20 protein-coding genes are annotated in these 20,914 nt (G+C 39.1%); 8 read left to right on the top strand and 12 right to left on the bottom strand.

Annotated features, from left to right (window positions below; translation table 11 throughout):
- Position 1 precedes the first annotated feature (1 nt).
- The gene (recX, locus tag M3175_RS14595; protein ID WP_251520227.1) at positions 2-799 is read right to left on the bottom strand and encodes a recombination regulator RecX; all 798 of its coding nucleotides are present in this window, start codon (positions 797-799) and stop codon (positions 2-4) included.
- Between the two features lie 102 nt (positions 800-901).
- Between recX and M3175_RS14590 the strand changes: the two genes are divergently transcribed.
- From M3175_RS14590 to pepT, 4 genes are all read left to right on the top strand, one after another.
- The gene (locus M3175_RS14590) at positions 902-1,804 is read left to right on the top strand and encodes a TIGR01777 family oxidoreductase (RefSeq protein WP_251520224.1); all 903 of its coding nucleotides are present in this window, start codon (positions 902-904) and stop codon (positions 1,802-1,804) included.
- Positions 1,805-1,879: 75 nt separating this feature from the next.
- A complete protein-coding gene (locus tag M3175_RS14585) occupies positions 1,880-2,008 on the top strand; it encodes a YfhE family protein (RefSeq protein ID WP_084362114.1) in 129 nt (42 codons plus the stop codon).
- A 92-nt stretch (positions 2,009-2,100) separates the two neighbouring features.
- On the top strand, positions 2,101-2,271 hold the full coding sequence (locus tag M3175_RS14580) for a YfhD family protein (RefSeq protein ID WP_251520222.1): 171 nt from the start codon (positions 2,101-2,103) through the stop codon (positions 2,269-2,271).
- Between the two features lie 351 nt (positions 2,272-2,622).
- Positions 2,623-3,858: a peptidase T gene (gene pepT / locus M3175_RS14575; protein WP_251520220.1), complete on the top strand. Its 1,236-nt coding sequence runs from the start codon at positions 2,623-2,625 to the stop codon at positions 3,856-3,858.
- A 59-nt stretch (positions 3,859-3,917) separates the two neighbouring features.
- On the opposite strand, the gene M3175_RS14570 is transcribed toward pepT, so the two are convergent.
- On the bottom strand, positions 3,918-4,391 hold the full coding sequence (locus tag M3175_RS14570; protein WP_251520218.1) for a flavodoxin domain-containing protein: 474 nt from the start codon (positions 4,389-4,391) through the stop codon (positions 3,918-3,920).
- 343 nt (positions 4,392-4,734) lie between these two features.
- Here M3175_RS14570 and M3175_RS14565 point away from each other — a divergent pair, with 343 nt between their 5' ends.
- From M3175_RS14565 to M3175_RS14555, 3 genes are all read left to right on the top strand, one after another.
- On the top strand, positions 4,735-7,059 hold the full coding sequence (locus tag M3175_RS14565) for an immune inhibitor A domain-containing protein (RefSeq protein ID WP_371321699.1): 2,325 nt from the start codon (positions 4,735-4,737) through the stop codon (positions 7,057-7,059).
- A gap of 125 nt (positions 7,060-7,184) precedes the next feature.
- Positions 7,185-8,471, top strand: coding sequence for an alkaline phosphatase family protein (locus M3175_RS14560; protein ID WP_251520213.1), 1,287 nt, complete (start codon positions 7,185-7,187; stop codon positions 8,469-8,471).
- 83 nt (positions 8,472-8,554) lie between these two features.
- Positions 8,555-9,805 (top strand): MFS transporter, encoded by a 1,251-nt coding sequence (locus M3175_RS14555; RefSeq protein ID WP_251520211.1) that lies wholly within the window; start codon positions 8,555-8,557, stop codon positions 9,803-9,805.
- A 39-nt stretch (positions 9,806-9,844) separates the two neighbouring features.
- On the opposite strand, the gene M3175_RS14550 is transcribed toward M3175_RS14555, so the two are convergent.
- The 5 genes from M3175_RS14550 to M3175_RS14530 form a co-directional block, all read right to left on the bottom strand.
- Positions 9,845-11,572, bottom strand: coding sequence for a methyl-accepting chemotaxis protein (locus M3175_RS14550; RefSeq protein WP_251520209.1), 1,728 nt, complete (start codon positions 11,570-11,572; stop codon positions 9,845-9,847).
- A 141-nt stretch (positions 11,573-11,713) separates the two neighbouring features.
- Positions 11,714-12,340, bottom strand: a complete 627-nt coding sequence (locus M3175_RS14545) for a GerMN domain-containing protein (protein ID WP_251520207.1) — start codon at positions 12,338-12,340, stop codon at positions 11,714-11,716.
- A gap of 92 nt (positions 12,341-12,432) precedes the next feature.
- Complete coding sequence (locus M3175_RS14540) at positions 12,433-13,419, bottom strand: HD domain-containing phosphohydrolase (RefSeq protein WP_251520184.1); 987 nt, start codon at positions 13,417-13,419, stop codon at positions 12,433-12,435.
- A gap of 189 nt (positions 13,420-13,608) precedes the next feature.
- Positions 13,609-14,592, bottom strand: a complete 984-nt coding sequence (locus tag M3175_RS14535) for a DUF3231 family protein (RefSeq protein WP_251520160.1) — start codon at positions 14,590-14,592, stop codon at positions 13,609-13,611.
- Between the two features lie 101 nt (positions 14,593-14,693).
- A complete protein-coding gene (locus M3175_RS14530; protein WP_251520149.1) occupies positions 14,694-14,885 on the bottom strand; it encodes a YwbE family protein in 192 nt (63 codons plus the stop codon).
- 135 nt (positions 14,886-15,020) lie between these two features.
- Between M3175_RS14530 and M3175_RS14525 the strand changes: the two genes are divergently transcribed.
- Positions 15,021-15,452 carry a VOC family protein gene (locus M3175_RS14525; protein ID WP_251520147.1) on the top strand — a complete coding sequence of 144 codons (432 nt, stop codon included), beginning with the start codon at positions 15,021-15,023 and terminating at the stop codon, positions 15,450-15,452.
- A gap of 48 nt (positions 15,453-15,500) precedes the next feature.
- Here M3175_RS14525 and menC read toward each other — a convergent pair whose 3' ends face one another.
- Genes menC through M3175_RS14500 form a run of 5 tightly spaced genes read right to left on the bottom strand, consistent with a single transcriptional unit; the run spans position 15,501 to position 20,871 of the window.
- Positions 15,501-16,607 (bottom strand): o-succinylbenzoate synthase, encoded by a 1,107-nt coding sequence (menC, locus tag M3175_RS14520; protein ID WP_251520143.1) that lies wholly within the window; start codon positions 16,605-16,607, stop codon positions 15,501-15,503.
- Positions 16,608-16,622: 15 nt separating this feature from the next.
- Positions 16,623-17,408, bottom strand: coding sequence for a GNAT family N-acetyltransferase (locus tag M3175_RS14515; protein ID WP_251520140.1), 786 nt, complete (start codon positions 17,406-17,408; stop codon positions 16,623-16,625).
- A 26-nt stretch (positions 17,409-17,434) separates the two neighbouring features.
- Positions 17,435-18,565 carry an amidohydrolase gene (locus tag M3175_RS14510; RefSeq protein WP_251520137.1) on the bottom strand — a complete coding sequence of 377 codons (1,131 nt, stop codon included), beginning with the start codon at positions 18,563-18,565 and terminating at the stop codon, positions 17,435-17,437.
- Between the two features lie 20 nt (positions 18,566-18,585).
- Positions 18,586-19,974 carry a YjiH family protein gene (locus tag M3175_RS14505; RefSeq protein ID WP_251520134.1) on the bottom strand — a complete coding sequence of 463 codons (1,389 nt, stop codon included), beginning with the start codon at positions 19,972-19,974 and terminating at the stop codon, positions 18,586-18,588.
- A gap of 33 nt (positions 19,975-20,007) precedes the next feature.
- Positions 20,008-20,871: a MurR/RpiR family transcriptional regulator gene (locus tag M3175_RS14500; RefSeq protein ID WP_251520131.1), complete on the bottom strand. Its 864-nt coding sequence runs from the start codon at positions 20,869-20,871 to the stop codon at positions 20,008-20,010.
- Positions 20,872-20,914 lie beyond the last annotated feature (43 nt).

Raw genomic sequence — 20,914 nt, 5'->3', positions numbered from 1 at the left:
TTTATTTGGACTCTAAATACTTTGTAATAACGTCAATGGAAAAGCCTTTTCGATAAAGGGCCTGCTTCATTTTTTGCTCATACTCAAATCCAGTAAATTTACTGTATTTTCGCTCAAGTTTTTCTGCTTGATAACGTAACGACTGCAATTCATCGACGTCACTTGTATCTTCAATCTGCTCTAAAGCCATTTGTGTAACTTCTGAGGTATATCCTTTTCTGAATAAAAGTTGTTCGATCTTTTGTTTCATGATTTTCTGTGATTCTTGTTTGTTTTTCTTCATATATTTCTCACATAAAGCAATAGCCTTTTCAACCTGTAATTCAAAGGGAAACTCATCAATTGCTTCAAGAATATAAGCTTCTGATATTCCCTTTTCCTTCAGTTCTCGCTTGATGGCGGTTGGTCCTTTATCCGTTGTATTCATTTGTGTTCTAACGTAGGCAAAAGCAAGCTGTTCGTCATTTAGGAATTGGTATTCATTCAGCTTATGAATGACCTCTTGAATGATCACCTCATCCACTTCTTTTTCAACTAAATGCTTTCTTACTTCAGCTTCCGTTCTCATCATTCGTGCTAAATAATTCACTGCTGTGTTGTAAGCTTTTCGAATATCATCCGAATACGATATTTCTGATAAGAGAAGTTCATCAAGTACCATGCCTTTTTTGAGGCTGTGTTTAATTAATACGTCCTCATCCACACTAAAACCATATTCTTCTCCTTTTCCATGATCAAGGAAAATATTATAGCGATCGGTTCGTTTTTTTTGAACAGTAATTTTTGTGATTGTTGTCATCTTTATTCACCCCTTATAGTTTTTGTAGCACATTCAAGTCCGTTGAATATGAAGGCAATCGTGTAGAATAAAAGCAAATGATTTTTTATAGGAGGAAAGCTGATGCGAATTGCCATCACAGGCGGGACTGGACTTGTCGGCAAAGCTCTTACTGAATCCCTCAGAGCGGACGGACATGATCTATTTATTTTAACGCGAAATCAGGTAAATGGGTATCAAAAGGGCGTCACTTATGTGAAGTGGCTTTCTAAAGAGTCAGATCCTGCAGGTGAGATTGAAGCTGTTGATGTAATCATTAATCTCGCTGGTGAGTCCATTAATGGTGGACGTTGGTCGGATGAACGGAAAGCGCAAATCGTAAATAGCAGAATAAATGCAACGAATGAAGTTGTTTCAATTATTAAGCGCTTAAAGAATAAACCGAAATTACTTATTAATGCGAGCGGTATTGGTTTTTATGGTACCTCAACTGTTGATACTTTTACCGAAGCAACCGAAAAAGCCGGTAATGATTTCCTTGCACAGACGGTGGATCAATGGGAGGCTGCAACCCTTGAGGCTAGAGAACTTGGTGTTCGAACCGTATTTGCTCGCTTTGGAGTAATTTTAGACAAAAAGGATGGTGCTTTGCCAAGGATCGCTCTTCCTTATCAGTTGTTTGCAGGAGGAACGGTTGGTTCAGGAGATCAATGGCTTTCTTGGATACATATTAAAGATGTCGTGCAAGGACTTCAGCATGTGATTGATTCATCTGATCTGTCTGGACCTGTCAATTTTTGTGCACCAGAGGCAGTGACGATGAAGAATTTTGGAAAAACACTTGGATCTGTTTTAAATCGTCCTCATTGGATTCCTGCCCCATCGTTTGCGCTACGGCTTGTACTTGGTGAAATGAGCATGCTTGTGCTCGAAGGACAAAGGGTTATTCCTGAAAAGTTACTTAAGAGTGGGTATGCGTTCACATTTCCGACACTTCAAGAAGCTCTTCAAAATATTTACTCATAAAAGAAGTATGCAAATGGATCGTTAAGGTAAAAATTAGTAACGTGAATACTACCTTAATGAAAGGATGTTTTTTGAATGAGTGATAAGAAGAAAAAGGATAAGTCTAAAAGCACGTTGTCAAGCATGCAAGAGGTAACTTACTCAAGAGAGTTCAAGCTTGCTGACCAAGCAGGAGGATTCTCAGGTAAAAAGTCGAGACATTAAACTTTTTCCATTCATAACAATGTCCAGAAAGGTAAAGGATAAAAGTACGGGAATATGTTACATTTCCGTACTTTTTTCTATGAAAGGGGCAAATGACATTGAGCAAAAAACAAACACTTCCACAAACACCAAAAAATATGAAATCAGATGGACTGGATGTAGAATTTAGTCGCGACCTAGCGGACCATGACGACTTAGAAGCAATGGCTCGTTCAAAAGCAGCAGATAAGCGGGCAAAAAGTGGCCAGAACCAACAGTTCTAAGTAAGAGAATAAAGTTGTGCACAACATTATCCACAGTCATGTGGATAATGTTAACAATTCACCATGAATATGTATACAAAGGGCTCCCTCTACCAACAGTTATACACAACCCCTGTGCAAAACCAGGTGACAGACACCCTTCGTGGACACTTTATGCTGTTTTGTCCACGGAGGGTGTCTGTCACCGCTCGTGGACACTTTGGGTGAATTTGTCCACCAGAGGAGGACAATTATCTTTTCTTCCTCGTTAAAATGATACATGACACTGGTTTTCCCCTATGATAATATGATTCTTGTAGTTATATAAATTTAGTAACCCTAATTATCACCCAAAAGGAGCTGAATTGCGCTTTGAAAATCGAGTTGATTGATCGTTTTATTTCTTATGTTGTTATTGACACGCAATCAAATGATGAAAGCAACACCTGCCCTTCCACCCCTGGTCAGCTTACACTTGCCAATAAACTTGTAGATGAGCTAAAGTCGATCGGCCTTGAAGATGTTAGTATAGATGAAAATGGCTATGTTATGGCCACCCTTCCAGCAAATACAGATAAAGAGGTTCCAACGATTGGTTTCTTAGCCCATCTTGACACCGCTACAGATTTTACCGGTAATGGAGTAAATCCATTACTTCACGAAAACTATGACGGTAAAGATATCGTTCTCAACGAAGACTTACATATTGTTCTTTCACCAAAGGATTTCCCTAATTTAAAAAATTATATCGGACACCATTTGATTACAACCGATGGAACTACTTTACTTGGTGCTGATAACAAAGCGGGAATTGCTGAAATTATGACTGCTATGGACTATCTTGTTCAGCATCCAGAGATTAAACATGGGAAAATTCGTGTCGCGTTTACACCAGATGAGGAAATTGGACGTGGACCACATAAATTTGATGTTGATAAATTCGCTTCCACATATGCATATACAGTGGATGGAGGACCGATTGGCGAACTTCAATACGAAAGCTTTAGTGCTGCTGCTGCAAAGATAACAATCAAAGGAAATAATATTCACCCGGGTACGGCTAAAGGTAAAATGGTTAACTCAGCTAAGATTGCAATGGAACTAAACAGCCTCCTTCCAAGTGAAGAAGCACCTGAATATACAGAAGGCTATGAAGGCTTCTACCATCTTCTTTCCTTCCATGGGGATGTTGAAAAGACTGTTCTTAGTTACATTATTCGAGATTTTGATCGCACAAGCTTCAATAATAGAAAAGCTACAATGGAGAAAATTGCTATTAACTTGAACGAGAAGTACGGCCAAGGAACCATTGAGCTTGAGCTTCACGATCAATACTTTAATATGAGAGAAAAGATTGAACCAGTTAAAGAGATTGTGGATATTGCTTACGAGGCAATGACTAAGCTTGGCATTGAACCAATTATCGAGCCCATTCGTGGAGGAACGGATGGTTCTCAACTTTCCTATATGGGTCTACCAACACCAAATATCTTCACCGGCGGAGAGAACTTCCACGGGAAATTTGAGTTTATCTCCATTGATAACATGCTAAAGGCAACAAATGTGATAGTGGAAATCGCTCGACTATTTGAAGAAAAAGCTAACTAAAAGGTGACTGTGCGCCCCACGTGGACAAATCAGCTTGATTTGTCCACGGAAGGTGTCTGTCACCTTAATTTGTTTGCGAAGTGGGCGATCTTGGTTTCGTCTAGATTGTATTGGCTTTCTTTGACTTTGTGAACTTTTTTGATGATGAATCTTTCTAGCATATTCATTTTTGCGAAGTCCAGTTCATATCCAAATACATCCTTAGCAACTGCCTGGTCTATTAAGCTTTGAGGAAATGCTTGATTAAACTCCTCTTCTATGACAGATTGGTCCGGGTGTCCTGCGCATAAAAATAATCCAACTTTTTTTGAAAGTAAGGCTTCTAGATGGGTTTCCATATAGGATGTGAGTTCTTTTTGAACTCTCCCCATATAGATACTTCCCCCTATTATTACTGTCGAATAGTTAGAAAGACCTAGTACCTTATCCTTTAAAATATTCACTACCTCAACATCGCTAAACTTCTCTTTTAGCAGGTTTGCCGACTTTTCTACCGTTCCATGCTTCGTTGCATAAATGATTAAAATACTCACATTTTCTCCTCCTTTCTCCCTTTTCGACTCAAACCTTACTTTTAGTTGCCCTTTAAACCATAGGTAAATCCCTTCTATATTCTATATTACCAACACCACTTCTTAGATACCTTTTTATAGTAAAATATTCACAAAATTTTCAGATATTATTAAAAGAATAATCAGTCACTTTTCCCTATAAACATTTTCAAATTATTCTGATATATTTGAATCACTCGTGTTACTAAATAATTGAAATTTTACATACCTTTTCAACTAGTAACATAGACCATAGGATGGAGGGAAAAATTTGAAAATCTCAAAAGTTATATCCTCAGCCGCTGCTTTGGCACTAAGTGTAGGGATGCTTTCTACCACTCTACCAACTAGTTCAAAAATAGCAGCAGAATCAGCAAGTGATTCACACGCTTCCCACTCACATGCAAGTGGCTCCCCATTTGACCTCGGAATTGCCAATGACGAGCGATTAATCAAAATGCTAAAAGCTTCTGGTAAAATCGCACAAAATGCAAGCCCAGCAGACGCAGAAAAAGCTTTAAACAAATTCCTACAAAACAAAGCAACATCAGCTGAAAAGGAAGCTGGTGAACTCCATGAAAAGGAAGAAGATGTTCGGACCGCTCTTCAAAAGGAAATGAAAAACTCTAACTTAACAAATGGTAAGGGAAACAAGCTTGGTCAGACAAAGAAGCAAGCCGTTGACTCTGTTCAAGAAGAAGCATGGGACGGAGGCATGAGAACAGATAAAGTACTCGTTGTGCTAATGGAATACCCTGACCTCCCTCACAATACACTCACTCCAGAAGAAACCGACATGTACTACAAGGGTGATGAAGCGTACTCGCAAGCTCACTATCAGGACATGCTATTTGGAACAGGTGGCTGGAAAGGGCCAGATGGCAAAACCTATGTATCTATGAAACAATATTATGAACAACAATCTGGTGGCAGCTACTCTGTTGAAGGTACAGTCGCTGGATGGTACAAAGCAAGTCAACCGGCTGCTTACTACGGTGGTAATGTTCCTACCCCAGACGGTAGTGATGCACGACCTCGAACGTTAATTACTGAAGCACTCAAAGCTGCAGCAGATGATCCAAATGTTAATCTTGAAGACTACGACGAATGGGATCGTTACGATCTTGATGGCGATGGAAATTACCTTGAGCCAGACGGTCTCGTTGACCATCTAATGGTCATTCACTCTGGTGTTGGTGAAGAAGCAGGCGGTGGAAAAATAGGTGGAGACGCGATTTGGTCTCACCGTTGGAATCTTGGTTCTGTAACAAGAATTCCAGGTACTACAGCAACTGTCCCTTACTGGGGTGGAACAATGGCTGCTTACGACTACACAGTTGAACCTGAAGACGGTGCTGTCGGAGTCATGGCTCACGAATTCGGTCACGATTTAGGTCTTCCAGATGAGTATGACACTCAATATACTGGAGCTGGAGAGGCTGTTGCCTACTGGTCTATTATGGCAAGTGGCAGCTGGGCAGGTGACCTTCCTGGTTCTATGCCAACCGGCTTTAGCCCATACATGAAAGAAATGCTACAAGCTTCAGCTGGTGGCAACTGGCAAACAGGCACTGAAATTGACATTGCTGATGTCTCTAAGGCAGGCGTTGAAGTCCTTCTTGATGAAGCAGCCTCAAAAGGTACGAATAACGACGTGTTAAAAGTAACACTTCCTGACAAAGAAACCGTCATCACTTCTCCATACAGTGGGGACTCCATGTATTTCTCAGGTAGTGCAAATAATTTAAATAACTCTCTTTCGACCACTCTTGATTTAACGAATGCAACATCAGCAAAGTTGACATTCAAAACATGGTACGACATTGAAGTTGATTGGGATTATGCTTCGGTTCAAGTTAATGGTAAGACCATTCCAGGAAACCTTACTACAGAAACGGATCCACATGACCAAAACCCTGGACATGGAATCACAGGCTCTTCAAATGGTAAATGGGTGGATGCAGAATTTGACCTTTCAGCATATGCTGGTCAAAAAGTTTCATTATCCATTAACTACTGGACTGATGTAGCAGCAGTAAATCCAGGTCTATATGTAGACGATGTAGCAGTAAGTGTTAACGGAGAACAAGTTGTATTTGATGATGCTGAGGGTGAATCGTCTTTCGTATCTCACGGCTTCTCAAAATCAAATGGAGTTGTTACTTCCGAGCATTACTATTTGCTTGAATGGCGTAGCCACAACGGCGTTGACGAAGGGTTAGCGAATATTCGTCGTGGTGCTAGCTTAATGAGTTATGATGAAGGATTAGTTGTTTGGTATGTTGATAAAAAGTTCGATTCTAACTGGACAGGAATTCACCCTGGTGATGGTTTTGTTGGTGTCGTTGACGCGGATCAGCACACAAACTACTGGAGTGACGGTGCAGTTGGTTCTACTCGCTACCAAATTCACGATGCAGCCTTCAATGTTAATAAAACAGATAAAATGTTCTTAGATTACTCTAGTACTCTAGGAATCACTATGAAAGATCATTTTACTCAACGCTCTCCATTATTTGATGACAGTGCAGATTATTCAAACAAAGGTTTGGTCGATGCCGGTCGTAACGTACCTCAATACGGATTAAAAGTTCGTGTGATTGGCCAAAGCGCTGATGGAACAGTTGGTAAGATACTTCTAATTAAATAAGACTACGTCGGACGATGGAGTTCACTCCATCGTCTTTTTTCTGTAGCCTTCTATTTTTTTCTGAAAATTGAAATCCTTTTTGATATGATGAAGATAGATTTCAAACTACATAACGGAGGCCATTTATGGAGCGTTTGACTGACCATTTAATTGTCATTTCGTTTGACTGCTTATCAAGCTTAGATTTTCCACTACTAGAAGCACTACCAAATTTTCAAAGGCTACTAAAAAATAGCTCTTATTGCAAAAATGTCCAGACGATTTATCCCTCTGTAACATATCCATGTCACGCAACAATCGTTACTGGAAAACTACCAAAAAATCATGGAATAATTAACAACACCTTACTTCAACCTGGAAGGGTCTCACCAGATTGGTATTGGTACAGAAGAGATATCCAAGGTACCACCTTATATGATGAAGCTAAACAAAAAGGGATGAGTACAGCTGCTCTTCTTTGGCCTGTAACCGCAAAAGCAAATATTGACTATAATATGCCCGAGATCTTCGCCAATCGTCGATGGCATCACCAAATCCCTGTTTCTTTAGTGAACGGAAGCTCTCTTTATCAGCTTGAAATGAACAAGAAATTCGGCCATATCAGAAAGGGACTTTCCCAACCAGAGCTCGATGACTTCGTACTTGAAGCCGCTGTTGAAACGATTCGTATGAAAAAGCCCAACCTCATGTTGATCCATTTTACCGATCTTGACACGAAGCGGCATGAAACTGGTTTTTCATCAAAAGAAGCAATTGCAGCAATTAAGCGACATGACCAAAGACTCGGCCGCATAATGGATGCACTACAGACTGCAGGAATTTTCCATCAATCTACTTTAATCATATTAGGTGATCACAGTGCCCTCGATGAGTCTAAAGTGTTAAAACCTAACGTACTTTTTCGTGAGCACGGTCTTCTACAAGCAGGGAAAAATAATCAAGTTACCCACTGGAAGGCTTACTGCAAAAGCTGTGATGGATCTGCATATATCTATATAAAGGATCAAGACCAAGAGACATTGAGACGTGTTCGTGAATTACTGAACCGTTCTGAAATCGAAGCAATTTGGTCTTCAAAAGAAGCTTCTCAATTCGGGGCAGACCCAAATTGCAGCTTAATGTTAGAAGCAGTTAGAGGATATTACTTTCATGAATCATTTGAAGGCGCATTTATTGATGAAGTTACAGAAACAGACGTTGCATCAAAAAAGTATACAAAAGCTTGCCATGGCTATTCACCAGAAAAAAGTGACTACAATACCATCTTTATTGCAAGCGGTAATGGAATCCAAACCGGTCAAGTCCTCACATCTATGAGGCTTATTGATGAAGGTCCAACACTCGCTCGCCTCCTTGGACTCGACTTAGGGGCAGTTGATGGGAGAGTGCTAGAAAAGTTACTAATAATGTAAAAGGTTTGTAAAAATAGTTCCAAAACTAATCTATGAAGCTATTTTTATGTGAAAATGGAAGTAACCATCCAAGGGGGAATCTTATGAAGCGCTTTAACAGAGAAGAGAAAAGCTGGATTATGTATGATTGGGCAAGCTCTGCTTATTCTATCATTATCTCTACTGCTGTCTTTCCATTATTTTATAAGGCAGCAGCAAATAACTCCGGAATTGATGCCGCTGATTCAACTGCGTATTTAGGCTATACTATTGCAATTGCAACATCCATTCTTGCTCTACTAGCACCCATATTGGGTACAATTGCTGATTATCAAGGCTTTAAGAAAAAGTTTTTCACCTTCTTTGTTGCATTAGGGATCTCAATGACAGCAGCATTAGCCTTTGTTCCGAGCGATCAATGGCTTTGGCTTTTAATCTTTTACACGATTGCTGTAATAGGTTCGTCCGGATCGAATGTATTTTATGATGCCTTTTTAGTTGATGTTGCCACAGAGGATCGAATGAGTCGTGTGTCTGCACGTGGGTTTAGTCTTGGATATATCGGAAGTACCATTCCTTTTATCATTAGTATTGCGTTCATTATGCTTGCACAATCTAAGATCATTCCCATCTCTACGACTTCAGCTAGTCAAATCTCATTTGTCATAACCGCTCTTTGGTGGGGCTTATTCTCGATACCAATATTCAAAAATGTACATCAAATATATTACATTCCTCGTGACCCTAAGCCTGTAGCAAGCAGCTTCAAAAGGCTAGCTGAAACCTTTAGGGAAATTAAAAAGTATCGGGCTTTGTTTTTATTCTTACTAGCGTATTTCTTTTACATCGATGGTGTTGGGACTATTATTACGATGTCAACTGCATATGGAACGGATTTAGGTATTGGTTCTACGACATTATTAATTGTTTTATTTGTTACCCAAGTTGTTGCTGCTCCCTTTGCAATTCTGTATGGGAAGCTTGCCGAAAAATTCTCCGAGAAAAGAATGCTTTACGTTGGAATCGTGGTCTATATCATTGTTTGTATTTATGCGTTCTTCCTTGAGACAGCCACTGATTTCTGGATACTGGCCATGCTTGTAGCCTCATCGCAAGGTGGAATTCAAGCATTAAGTCGATCCTACTTTGCAAAGCTTGTACCAAAGGAACGGTCTAATGAGTTTTTTGGCTTCTATAATATCTTTGGAAAATTCGCCTCTATTATGGGGCCACTCCTTGTTGCAGCAACTGCACAAATAACTGGCCATACAAGCAGTGGTGTTTTCAGCCTCGTAATCTTATTTATTATTGGTCTTATTATATTAACAAAAGTACCTGAACCAAAGTCTGCATAATGTAGTAAAACCCACCGTATGGTGGGTTTTATCGTATTATTACATCTTGAATCCTGCCGTTAACTCTCGTAGAGTTTTTGCCATTTTAGACAACTGTTCGGTTGTTCCCTCAATATTGGTCATTGTTGCGAGTTGCTCTGAAATTCTGGTACGAATTTGATCAGTGCCTGTAGCCGTTTCTCCTGCTGTCTGTGCTAGATTACTCATTGCCATTTCCATTTCATTTGTTGATAATGCTTGTTTTTCAGCTGCTGCATCAATTTGGTTAATCTCATGTAAAATCTCTTGAATATGAGAAATAATATGTTGAATGGCATCGGATACTTCATTGGATTTCTCAACTCCAGCTGTTACCAACTCCTCTACTTCTAGAACAGACGAAACGGCAGAAGATGTTTTCACTTGGTTTTCCTGAACTAAATTTGAGATTTGTAGGGCTGCCCGATTGCTTTCGTCTGCAAGCTTACGAATTTCATCGGCAACAACACTGAAACCTTTCCCTGCTTCTCCAGCTCGCGCTGCTTCAATCGCTGCATTTAACGCTAACAAATTCGTTTGAGCAGAGATACCGGTAATGATCTGGATGAAATCACTAATTTTATTTGAAGAGGTATTCAACTCATTAATGACCATGGTCACATCCTTTGACGATGCAGCAATATCTGAGATAGAAGATACTACTTCCGTTATCTTTTTTGAGCCATTTACAGCTGCCTCATGAACCAGTCGAGTATTATCTGCTGTTTGTTTCGTTGCTTTTGATGTACGACTAGAGAAGCTTGCCATTTCAATTAAGTTACCCGTCGTTTCCTCCATTACTGCCGCACTTTGTGAAGTTCCAGAGGCAATTTCTGAAACCGTATAAGTGATTTGCTCAAGTGACTTTGTCGTTTCACTTGTTGCATCTGTTAACTGATCACTCGATTCTGAAATCGTTTCAGCGGACCCAGCCACTTCCTTTATGATTCTTTGAAGTTTTTCTACAAAGGTATCAAAACTTTTGCTTAGCTCGCCAATCTCATCTTTACTATCGTACCCAATACGGCCCGTAAGATCTCCGTTACTTTCTGAGATTTCCTTGAGCTTAGATGTCACCCTTCTTGTAGGGATACTTATTGATCTAGCAATAAAAATGGAAAGCAATAAAGTGGTCACGAATGCAATTGCAATTACAATAATCGTTATGACTAAAGTCGTCTTGTAAACAGCCTCACTCTCATTATACGTGCTTTCAGCTTGTGCAATTTGTAGATCGATGATTTTATCAAGTGCGCTTACCGCTTCCTTTTTTGTTGAATCTAGTAAGACCATTTCTTGAGGGGGTCCCTGACTTTCTACATTAGCCTCCATCTGCTCCTCTACACTTCCTACTCCATCGCTTTCAAGAAAAGATGTTACAGCCTCTATGTACTCATCGTATCTAGCCATAAATTCATTGTAGTTACTATTATTCTTATATTCTTCTAGGCTTTCATTTGTACTAGCCATTTGTGCTACGATTTTGTCTTGAATGGATTGCATTTCTTCCTCATCTTCACTAGCATCCTTAAGTGAATTGGCTAGAGTTCTTATGTATTCAATATCCGATTTAATGGACTCTAGCTTGACGATTGGTACGAGATTTTCATTATTTAGGGTTTGAATATTCGAGTTCACTTCTGAAATTTGAACAAGGGACGTTATTCCTGTAATAATAAGAAAAATAAAAAAGCTAACGGTGAGAACAGCAATTTTCTGTCCAAATTTGAGATTTTTCAATAAATTCATTGGTCTTTTCTTCCTTCCACAACTATTTCATATAGGTCATTCTAACTAAAGAATATTTCTATATTAAAAAGGAAGTGTGAAAAAAGTATGAACAAAAAAAGCCTGAAGTCCTGACTTCAAGCTGTTTGGTCTATATGAATTTCACTTAAGTGATAACACTTCATCAAGTTTTTTCCCATCAATAAATACAGATACCTTGTTCACACTATCAAACTGAAGTGCCGTTTCTTCAATTTGTGCCTTTACCCGAGGGTTATCAAGTGCCCCACCAAGTTTAAGATTACCAGTTAGTTCAATAACTGCCTCACCATCATCAATTATCGCACTTTTAACTTCTAAGTTTGATTGATAAAGAGAATGATAAAACCCAGATTGGCCGTATATTTGCTCATTTAAGGATAATAGCTTGGTAAGTGCTGCCTTTAATGGCGCCTTTGTAGGTTCAATATCAACAAGCACCGGTATAGCACTATCGTTTGCCCCAATCTTTTTTCCACTAGCTCCATTGTCATCTATCCCAATAAGGAAAATTTTCACCTTTGTCACACCTGTACTTCCTTGATCGGTTGTACCCGGATTGTCATCTGTTTCTTCTCCATCATCCTGGTCTTGACTAGGCTTCTCCCCTGATGACGGATTGTCTCCATCATCGTTTGCCGGTTTCTCTCCAACAGATGGTTGTGCAACAGGTTTTTCTTCATCAGCATTCTTTGTACATCCAATGAGTATCACAAATGAAATGATTAGTAGTCCGAAAAGCTTGCTCAACCCTTCCCCCCTCCCCCGTTTCATGTCATACTTCATTATATTACGCTGAAATTGAAGATTACCTATATAGGGGAAGAAATTTTAGCTTTCAGTTAAAATAGTTTCAGGAATGTATCTGTTAAATCAGGGTCAAAGTGCTTTCCTCGCATCTCCTTTATGTACACCAACGCTTGCTCTTCTGACCATGAGTCTTTATAAGGTCGTCGACTTGTTAAGGCATCATACACATCAACGATGGCAACAATTCTTGCCTCAAATGGGATATCGTCTCCTTTCAGTCGATAGGGGTATCCTGTCCCATCCCATTTTTCATGATGAAAAAGAATAATGTTTTCTGCAATAGCTAAGTTACTCATAAATTCATGACTAGCTGAGGTGGTAATTTTATTAAAAATATCCTTTCCCATGAGAGGATGTAGTTCAATAATTCTTCTTTCGTACGATGTTAGAGGTCCTGGCTTATACAAGATTCCTTCAGGTATTCCAGCTTTCCCAATATCATGCATAATACTCGAATGAATAACATTGTTTATAAAAGACGTATCTAAGGAGAGATCATTCCTTTGGCAATGCGTCCTCAGCAATAATTCCGTTAAATCTTGAACCCTAAGTAAATGCTCTTCAATGCCAGGATCCCGAATTTCACAAGATACTGCCAGAACTCGTAAAAGCTCCCTTTTCACCTCAAAAAGTTTTTTATCTGGAAAGTACACTCCTTTTTTTAAGCTTTCGAGTTCTCTAAATACACCCACATAATAAAGGTATTGCCCTATTCGAATTGGAGTAATTGTAATGGAGGAGTGCCAGAGCTCCCCAGTTTGTTTACGATTGTCCAGTATCCCAGACCAATGCTTCTCTTCTGAAAGAGCCTTTTTCATTGATTCATAGGTTGATTGAGTGGTAAATTTTGATTTAAAAAAACCCGCTTTCTTCCCAACTGTTTGTTCCATTGAGTATCCAGTAATCGTTTCAAATTCTTTGTTAACTGCTATAATTGTATGCTCTCTATCAGTTATAATCACTGCATCACCAAGTTTCAGAAAGCATGTTAGATGATCAGGTAATGCTAGTACTGTCATGACCGTACTCTCCCCTACTTATTTGTTGCAGAAACCTTACCCAATATTATTATATAGGGATATACAACCAGGAACAAAGGTACATTATGTGACAAAAACAGCTTGTTTATAGTAAAATACACACCCATTTATCGCGAAAAAAGAGCAGGATATGCTCCCGCTCTAGTACGTACTAATTATTATTTTTTTCTACTTGATCGTCTGTGGGGGCTCTTCCATCCAGCCATTCTGGATCATAATCTTTGCTCCCTCATGGGCATATTCGAAAATTTCCTTCATATACGTTGCTAGCTTTACAGGTAAATCATTTCTTAAGCTAAAGGCCGTTCCAACGGAATTTCCTCCTAATGAAAAGCTGCAGAAAAGGCTGATACAATACATCATTATTTTATCCGAAAATGGTGGAACTTTTGAATCTGTTATATTTCCACCTGCTGTTGTTGGAACTTGTATATTGTTTTGGAGAAGAACTTCACTCATATCCTTAATCATTGATTTTGCTAATTCCCCACCCTTATTGAAATACTTCTTCACTTCTTTTTCTTTCGCCACCTGAGCATAACCTAGGATCATTTGCATCCCAGTCACATTTGATTCAACCCCACGGTAAATATGTGCAATTTCCACCGTATTTAGTGGTCTTTTTTCACTAAACAGTTTTGCCCCGTCGAGGTAATTATTTGTTTTAACAAATTCAATTGATTTTTCGGTTGTTACGTATGGCGCTCTTGGAAGAAGACCTTTTTTCAGCAGATATTTTGTACAATCATCATAATATTTTTGTGTCATCTTCGTTAAATCTCTAAAGAGAAGTATGATATCCTCTCGATAAACCATCGTTAAGTTTAAGGTATGCATTCCTGAACTGATTTCTTTCATTATCCGTACGAACATAATATCGAAGCCATTATCATAAAGCTTCGGTGCGTCTTTATTTACATCTTGAGGAACAAAGCCAATCGGAATGGGAACTCCCTCTGCATTAAACATAGAAACCATCTGTGCTATAAATGGTTGAATTTCTTCTTTTAAAGAGCTCATGATTTCTCTTGCTTCATGATCATCGGCATTATTGATAAAGTAGTCAAGCATTTGAAACATCATGGTTTTTTGTTGATATGTAATCCATACTGCTCCAATCTCTGAAGATGTCATTGAAGGTGTATCAGGCATTCTCATTTCCTCCACGCGTCAAAAAATAGTTTTTCTACCATTATTTTGTACGAGGAATAAAATAAAATTCTATTTTGCCTAAAATACTTACTTCTGGAAAATTATATTATTTCCTTTACTCTCCCAACTACACCATTTTCTAGCATCACCTTGATACCATGTGGATGAGTAGGACTATTTGTAAGGATTTTTGCAACGACACCTTCCGTTAATTTCCCTGTTCGCTGATCTGCTTTTTGTACTACCTTTACATGACTACCAATTTTAATGTTTTCTCTTTTTTGTGACAACATTTTTCCGCTCCTCTACTATGTATAAGTTAATTATCGTCTATTTTCAGCACAATTCCAAATGCTAGTGTCCTTTCCCTTTAAAATGAGCATTGGGTATAATGGAAATGATTGTACTATTTTTTAGGAGTGAAGATGATGTCTGTTGATGTTTATCTTGTTTTTGACGGTAATTGCAAAGAAGCTGTTGAATTTTATGCAGATGTGTTTCGTACGGAGAAACCAAAAATTATGACTTTTGGAGATACCCCACCTCATCCGGACCATCCACTTCCAGAAGAAGCCAAAAAATTAGTCATGCACACACGTCTTAGCATTGACGGAACGAATGTGATGTTTTCCGATAACTTCCCTGGGATGCCGTTTATTGAAGGAAATAACGTTACTCTTGCTATTGTAAACAAAGATAGTGAGAATCTAAAATCCTGGTTTGAACAATTGAGTGTTGATGGCAAGGTCACAATGCCACTCCAAGAAACATTTTGGAGCAAACTATACGGTCAAGTTACAGATAAGTTCGGGATCCACTGGCAACTCAATTTAGAAAGTGATGAAATGAACAGTTTTTAGGAGAAAAAAAGAAGGATATAGACAAAAACAGTCTATATCCTTTACTATTTATGAAAAGATTTTTTGTTCAAGTGTCACTTGATTAATTTTCTTAATATTTGGTTCAAAACCAATTCCAGGTAAGTCCGGTACAGAAATAAAGCCGTTGCTCATTTCTACTTCTGGTGAGATAATGTCTTCCTTCCAGTAGTGCGAAGAAGGGGCTGTGTCACCTGGAAGCGTAAAGTTGGCTAGTGATGTAATCGCAATATTATGGGCTCTTCCAATTCCTGCTTCTAGCATTCCACCGCACCACATCGGAATCTCATATTTCACACATAGATCATGTATCTTCCTTGACTCTGTAAGCCCTCCGACACGACCAATTTTTAAATTAATGATTTTACAGCTTCCAAGCTGAATAGCTTTTCTTGCATCTTCAGCTGTGTGGATACTTTCGTCTAAACAGATAGGAGTGGAAAGCTTCGCTTGTAACGATGCATGATCAATGATGTCATCGCAGGCAAGCGGCTGTTCGATCATCATTAAATTGAATTCATCTAACGCTTGTAGATGTTCGATATCCTTTAATGTATAAGCACAATTCGCATCAGCCATTAAAGGAATCGTAGGAAATTCTCGGCGAATAGATTTCAATATTTGAATATCCCAATCTGGCTTAATTTTAACTTTAATACGCTTATATCCTTCTTCTACATACTCTTCAATTTGCTTAAGCATCGCCGCTTCTGACTTTTGAATTCCTACACTTACTCCCACTTCTATCCGATCCTTCACTCCACCAAGCGCTTTTGATAAGGAAAGGTTTTTCTCTTTTGCGTATAAATCCCAGACAGCACACTCTAATGCAGCCTTTGCATTATAATTGCCTCGGATAAATTGAAAACGCTCAGATACTTCATCCGGATGCGAAATGGGTTCTTTTAATAATAGGGGAATTAGAAAATCACTCATGATATGCCAATTGGTCTTTACCGTTTCTTCATTATAAATTGGCTCAATAATTGAAACAGATTCTGCCCATCCTGATAAACCACTTTTCGACTGTACTTCCACGACAATGAAGTCCTTGTCCACCTCCGTACCAACACTCGTTGTGAACGGGGTTAACAGGTCCATTTTTACATGCCTTAAAATGATGCTCTTTACTTCCATTTCACATTCCCCTTGCTATAGCTTTTGTAAAACGTAGTAGTAGTGGTTTTCTTTATCCTTCAATAAATCAATAGCCGTGTAACCTTCTTTAAAATAATGATTAAACACCTTTCGAGTTGCCTCTCTCCATTGCTTGGCAAGTGAGAAATCTTCTGTTTTAATTCTCTGAAAATTGCCAGGTACCGATACGAAAAGGGTATCATGAGTTAAGTTCAAATGAATTTCAACAGGACTCAAGTTTTCATTAAATTGATCTGTTCTTATAACCTGCTGCGCGTCTCCACCTAAGTCTCTTTTCACATTCTCAGACTTTAGCCGCCACTCTACTAAAAAACGGTCGGTTGCCATTCCAGTGTTCAACCCATCATTCATCTCTCCGTATACATCTTCCATATACGTAGAACAGACGCCGCCAAGTTTATGTAAATTTAGATTTGCATTCACGGTTTCAAGCGGGTCATATGTCCAGGTGATTAACTCATAGCCCTTTAGAAGCGCTGTTTTCTTCTGAGCCCATTTCAGTTTCTCCCCGACACCGAATGCACGATAATCAGGATGAATTCCGAGGCTGTGAGAGCAAAGATACGCTTTCGTTCCATCAAAGCCTGGGAAGCTATATTGAAAACCAATCAACTTCTCACGAACAAAAGCACCAAGAACGAAGCCGCCATTTTTCACTGCGGCTACCGTTTGGTTGACTGGTACAGAATCTTCTAAGCTCCAAATTTGAGCCTCTAATTCACGTACCTTTTCTAACTCTGTGACAGTTTGAAGGTTGCGAATACTTACTTCTTCTTTCAAATGTCTTCCCTCCTTTACCGGAGTCATTACCAAGCCTGTTTGTCCGCTTCCAATAACAGCTTGGTTAAAATTTTGGTTCCATTAAGTAATGCGGTAATGTCAAATTTCATATTAGGATGATGCAAGCCTGGTTCTAATCCGCAACCTAACCCAATCATTGTTGCAACCATATCTGGTCGCTTTAATGTATAGAAGTGAAAGTCTTCTGCACCTGGAGAGTCACACATCGGTACCAGACATTTCTCACCTAGCACGGATTTAATGGCTTCTTCTGCAAGCTTCACAGCATGTTCATTTTTCACCGCAGCAGGAGAATAACTATCTTGTTGAAAAACAATCACTGTTTCCGTTCTATCCTCAATGGCTTGAATCGATTGTTTTGCCTCTTCTATAAGCAACTTCATGACTTCATTCGATTTTGCCCGAAGATCAACGGTGAATCGTGCTGTTTCTGGAATCAGATTCGATGATTCTCCACAATGAAGCTCAGTCATTTTGATAGAGTATGGAACATCGGTTTGGACACGAATATTCTGAAAAGCTTGAACCAAAAGGGCCGCAGCTTCAATAGGATTATTGCCTTCCTCCGGTCTCGCAGCATGTGCCGGTATCCCTTTAATCGTACCTCTTATACAGCTTGATGCACCGTGCAAGATCACAGGAGCTGCCATACCATTTGCGACCTCAAATGCAGGGCGCAAATGAATTCCGCAAAGAAACTTTACATGGTCTAGCGCACCTTCTTCAATCATTTTTAGTGCACCCTCAGCCATTTCCTCTGCCGGCTGAAAGATAAAGCGAATGGTATGATGATGTTTAATTTTAGCAAGTGCAAGTGCTGTGAATAACACCATCGTACTATGTCCATCATGACCACATGAATGATTTGCTTGTACAACACCATCTATCTCTTGTAAAAGTGCATCCATGTCAGCACGAATTGCTATTACCTCATTACTTTCACCCTTAATTTCAGCAATCAACCCATAATGGCCCTGAAAGGTTTGGACATCAAATCCAGCCATTTCTAGCTTTTGCCTTACATACAGAGAGGTTTTTTCTTCCTTCCAGCTTGGCTCGGCAAGCTCATGAAGTTCTTTATACGTATTCAAAATTTGTTTCCGCTCTGTATCAATAAAGTTATCCAAAAGAACCATTTATGTCAGAACCCTTCTAGTTAAAAGATAATATGTGCTGCAATCGCAACAATCGGTAAAGTAATGGCAGTACGAATCAAGAAGATTAATACTAAATCTTTGAAGCTAACCGGTAGTTTTGATCCTAGTAGTAATCCGCCCATCTCAGAAAGGTAAATCAGTTGCGTAACGGATACACAAGCAATAACAAAACGTGTTAATTCACTTTCAATTCCACTTCCAATAATGGCTGGTAGGAACATGTCCGCAAATCCTACAACCATCGTTTGAGCAGCCTGGTCTGCTTCAGGTATTTGCATTAATGTTAAGATTGGCTCAATCGGCTTTCCTAGTATGGAGAACACCGGTGTAAATTCTGCAATCACTAAAGCAGTGACTCCAATAGCCATAACGATTGGTAGAACTCCCATCCACATATCAAGTACATTTTGAAGTCCTTCTTTTAATGTTGCCTTTACACTTGTATTTGTCTTTGCTTTACTAACTGCTTGCGCTAATCCCCACTGGGCGTACGATGTACCAGCTGGAATACTCGTTTCCTTGACTAACGTAGCATGCTCATAGCCTGTGTCAGCTTTTCTAGAAAGCGGCGGAATACGTGGCATAATCACAGCTGCTGCTAATCCAGCAATCACGATCGTAGCATAATAATGAAGAAAGTATTTATCAAGATTCAAGTATTGAATAACAACAATGGTAAAAGTAATGGAAACAACGGAGAAGGTTGTAGCAATTACCGCTGCCTCTCTTTTTGTATAATACCCTTCCTCATATTGCTTCGTTGTTAGTAGTACACCGATTGTCCCGTCCCCTACCCATGATGCTAAGCAGTCAAGAGAAGATCGTCCAGGCAGTTTGAAAATTGGTCGCATAATCTTCATTGTTAATGCTCCAAAAAACTCTAATAACCCAAAGTTCAAAAGAAGTGGCAATAGAAATCCTGCAAGTAAAAAAGTGGTTAATAAAATCGGAAGTAGGCTAAATAGCAGCATCCCTCCTGTATTTTCAGAGTAAATAAATTCTGGTCCTACTTTCGTAAGTGCGATCACTGTAAAAATTGCCCCTAATACACGTGCAATCAACCAAAACTTGCTTACATTTAACAGTTTATTTAAAAAGATATTTTCGAGAATAAATTGTGGCTTGGCAATAACTGCAATAAGTGAACCTAAAACAGATAGAATAATGACACCCGTTGCAAAGGCTGGAATTTGATCAACAAAAAGGGTATTTAATTGGCTGGCAAGGAATGCAACTGGTATTGTTATTCCTTCACCATTTGAAATAGGAATAATAAATAGCATAATACCGAATAAGGATGGTAAGATAAATTTCATATAATCTTGAACAGAAAAAGATTTTTGTAAAGCTTCTTTTCTATCTACTCTAACATTTGAAGCATTGGTCATATAGGTTGAGCCTCCTCTTAAATAACTATTTTTTCATTCTAAAAAAATATTTTGCTCGGAATATAACTGCTCTAATTTCTTCTGACGGACATGGCTGTTTTCACTGTCCCTTTTGTTCAATCCAGAGATAATCACCTCAAGCAAACCAATCACCGAAGCTATTGAATGATGACTCGATTCTAAATGCTCCTCTGTTGTTAAGGTCAATTGTGCGAGCTGGCCAATAGGCGAAAGCTGCCGATCTGTAATCGCTATGAGGGTTGCTTTTTGATTGTTTGCATAGTTTGCTAGCTTAAGTGATTCTCTTCGGTAACGAGGATAGGAGAACATCATAACGGTTGACTGCTCATCAAGTTCACATATTTCTTCAGGCAAAAAGCCACTTGGGCTAGAAAGAAACACATTTTCTCTCATCTGTTTTAGTGCGTAATATAACCAGTAGGCAGCAGCATATGAGCTACCAAAGCCAGCGATAAATATCCGCTTTGATTGGTGAAGCTTATCCACTACTCGCCATATTTGTTCTATTTCTAACTGGTTAAGCAATTGATTTAGAACTTGGCTCTCTTTCTCGATGATTTGATGAAACAACTGATTTTCTTCAACACCATCTCTACTTGAAGGTTTTCCTTCGCTTTTTCCTGGTTGTACATGTGTTAGCCATTCTCTTCGAACCGTTTCCTGCATTTCTGAGTAGCCACTAAAGCCTAATGCATACGCTAAGCGAATAACTGTTGTTTCACTAACGCCCACTTTTCGCCCAATTTGGAAAGCTGTGAGTAATGAACCTTCATCCAAGTGCTCTAGCAAAAACTCTGCTACTTTCTTTTGACCTGAAGATAATGCCGAAAAGTTACCTTTAATCTTTTGCGTTACCGTCTTTTGCTCCATACTCATCTCGTCACCTTCTTGGATTTGGTGAAGGAAAAACTTCCTTTAT

Source organism: Robertmurraya korlensis (genome assembly GCF_023715225.1).
Lineage (GTDB): Bacteria > Bacillota > Bacilli > Bacillales > Cytobacillaceae > Robertmurraya_A.
The sequence above is the reverse complement of the archived record's forward strand: the minus strand, read 5'-3'. Positions and strand labels throughout refer to the sequence as shown.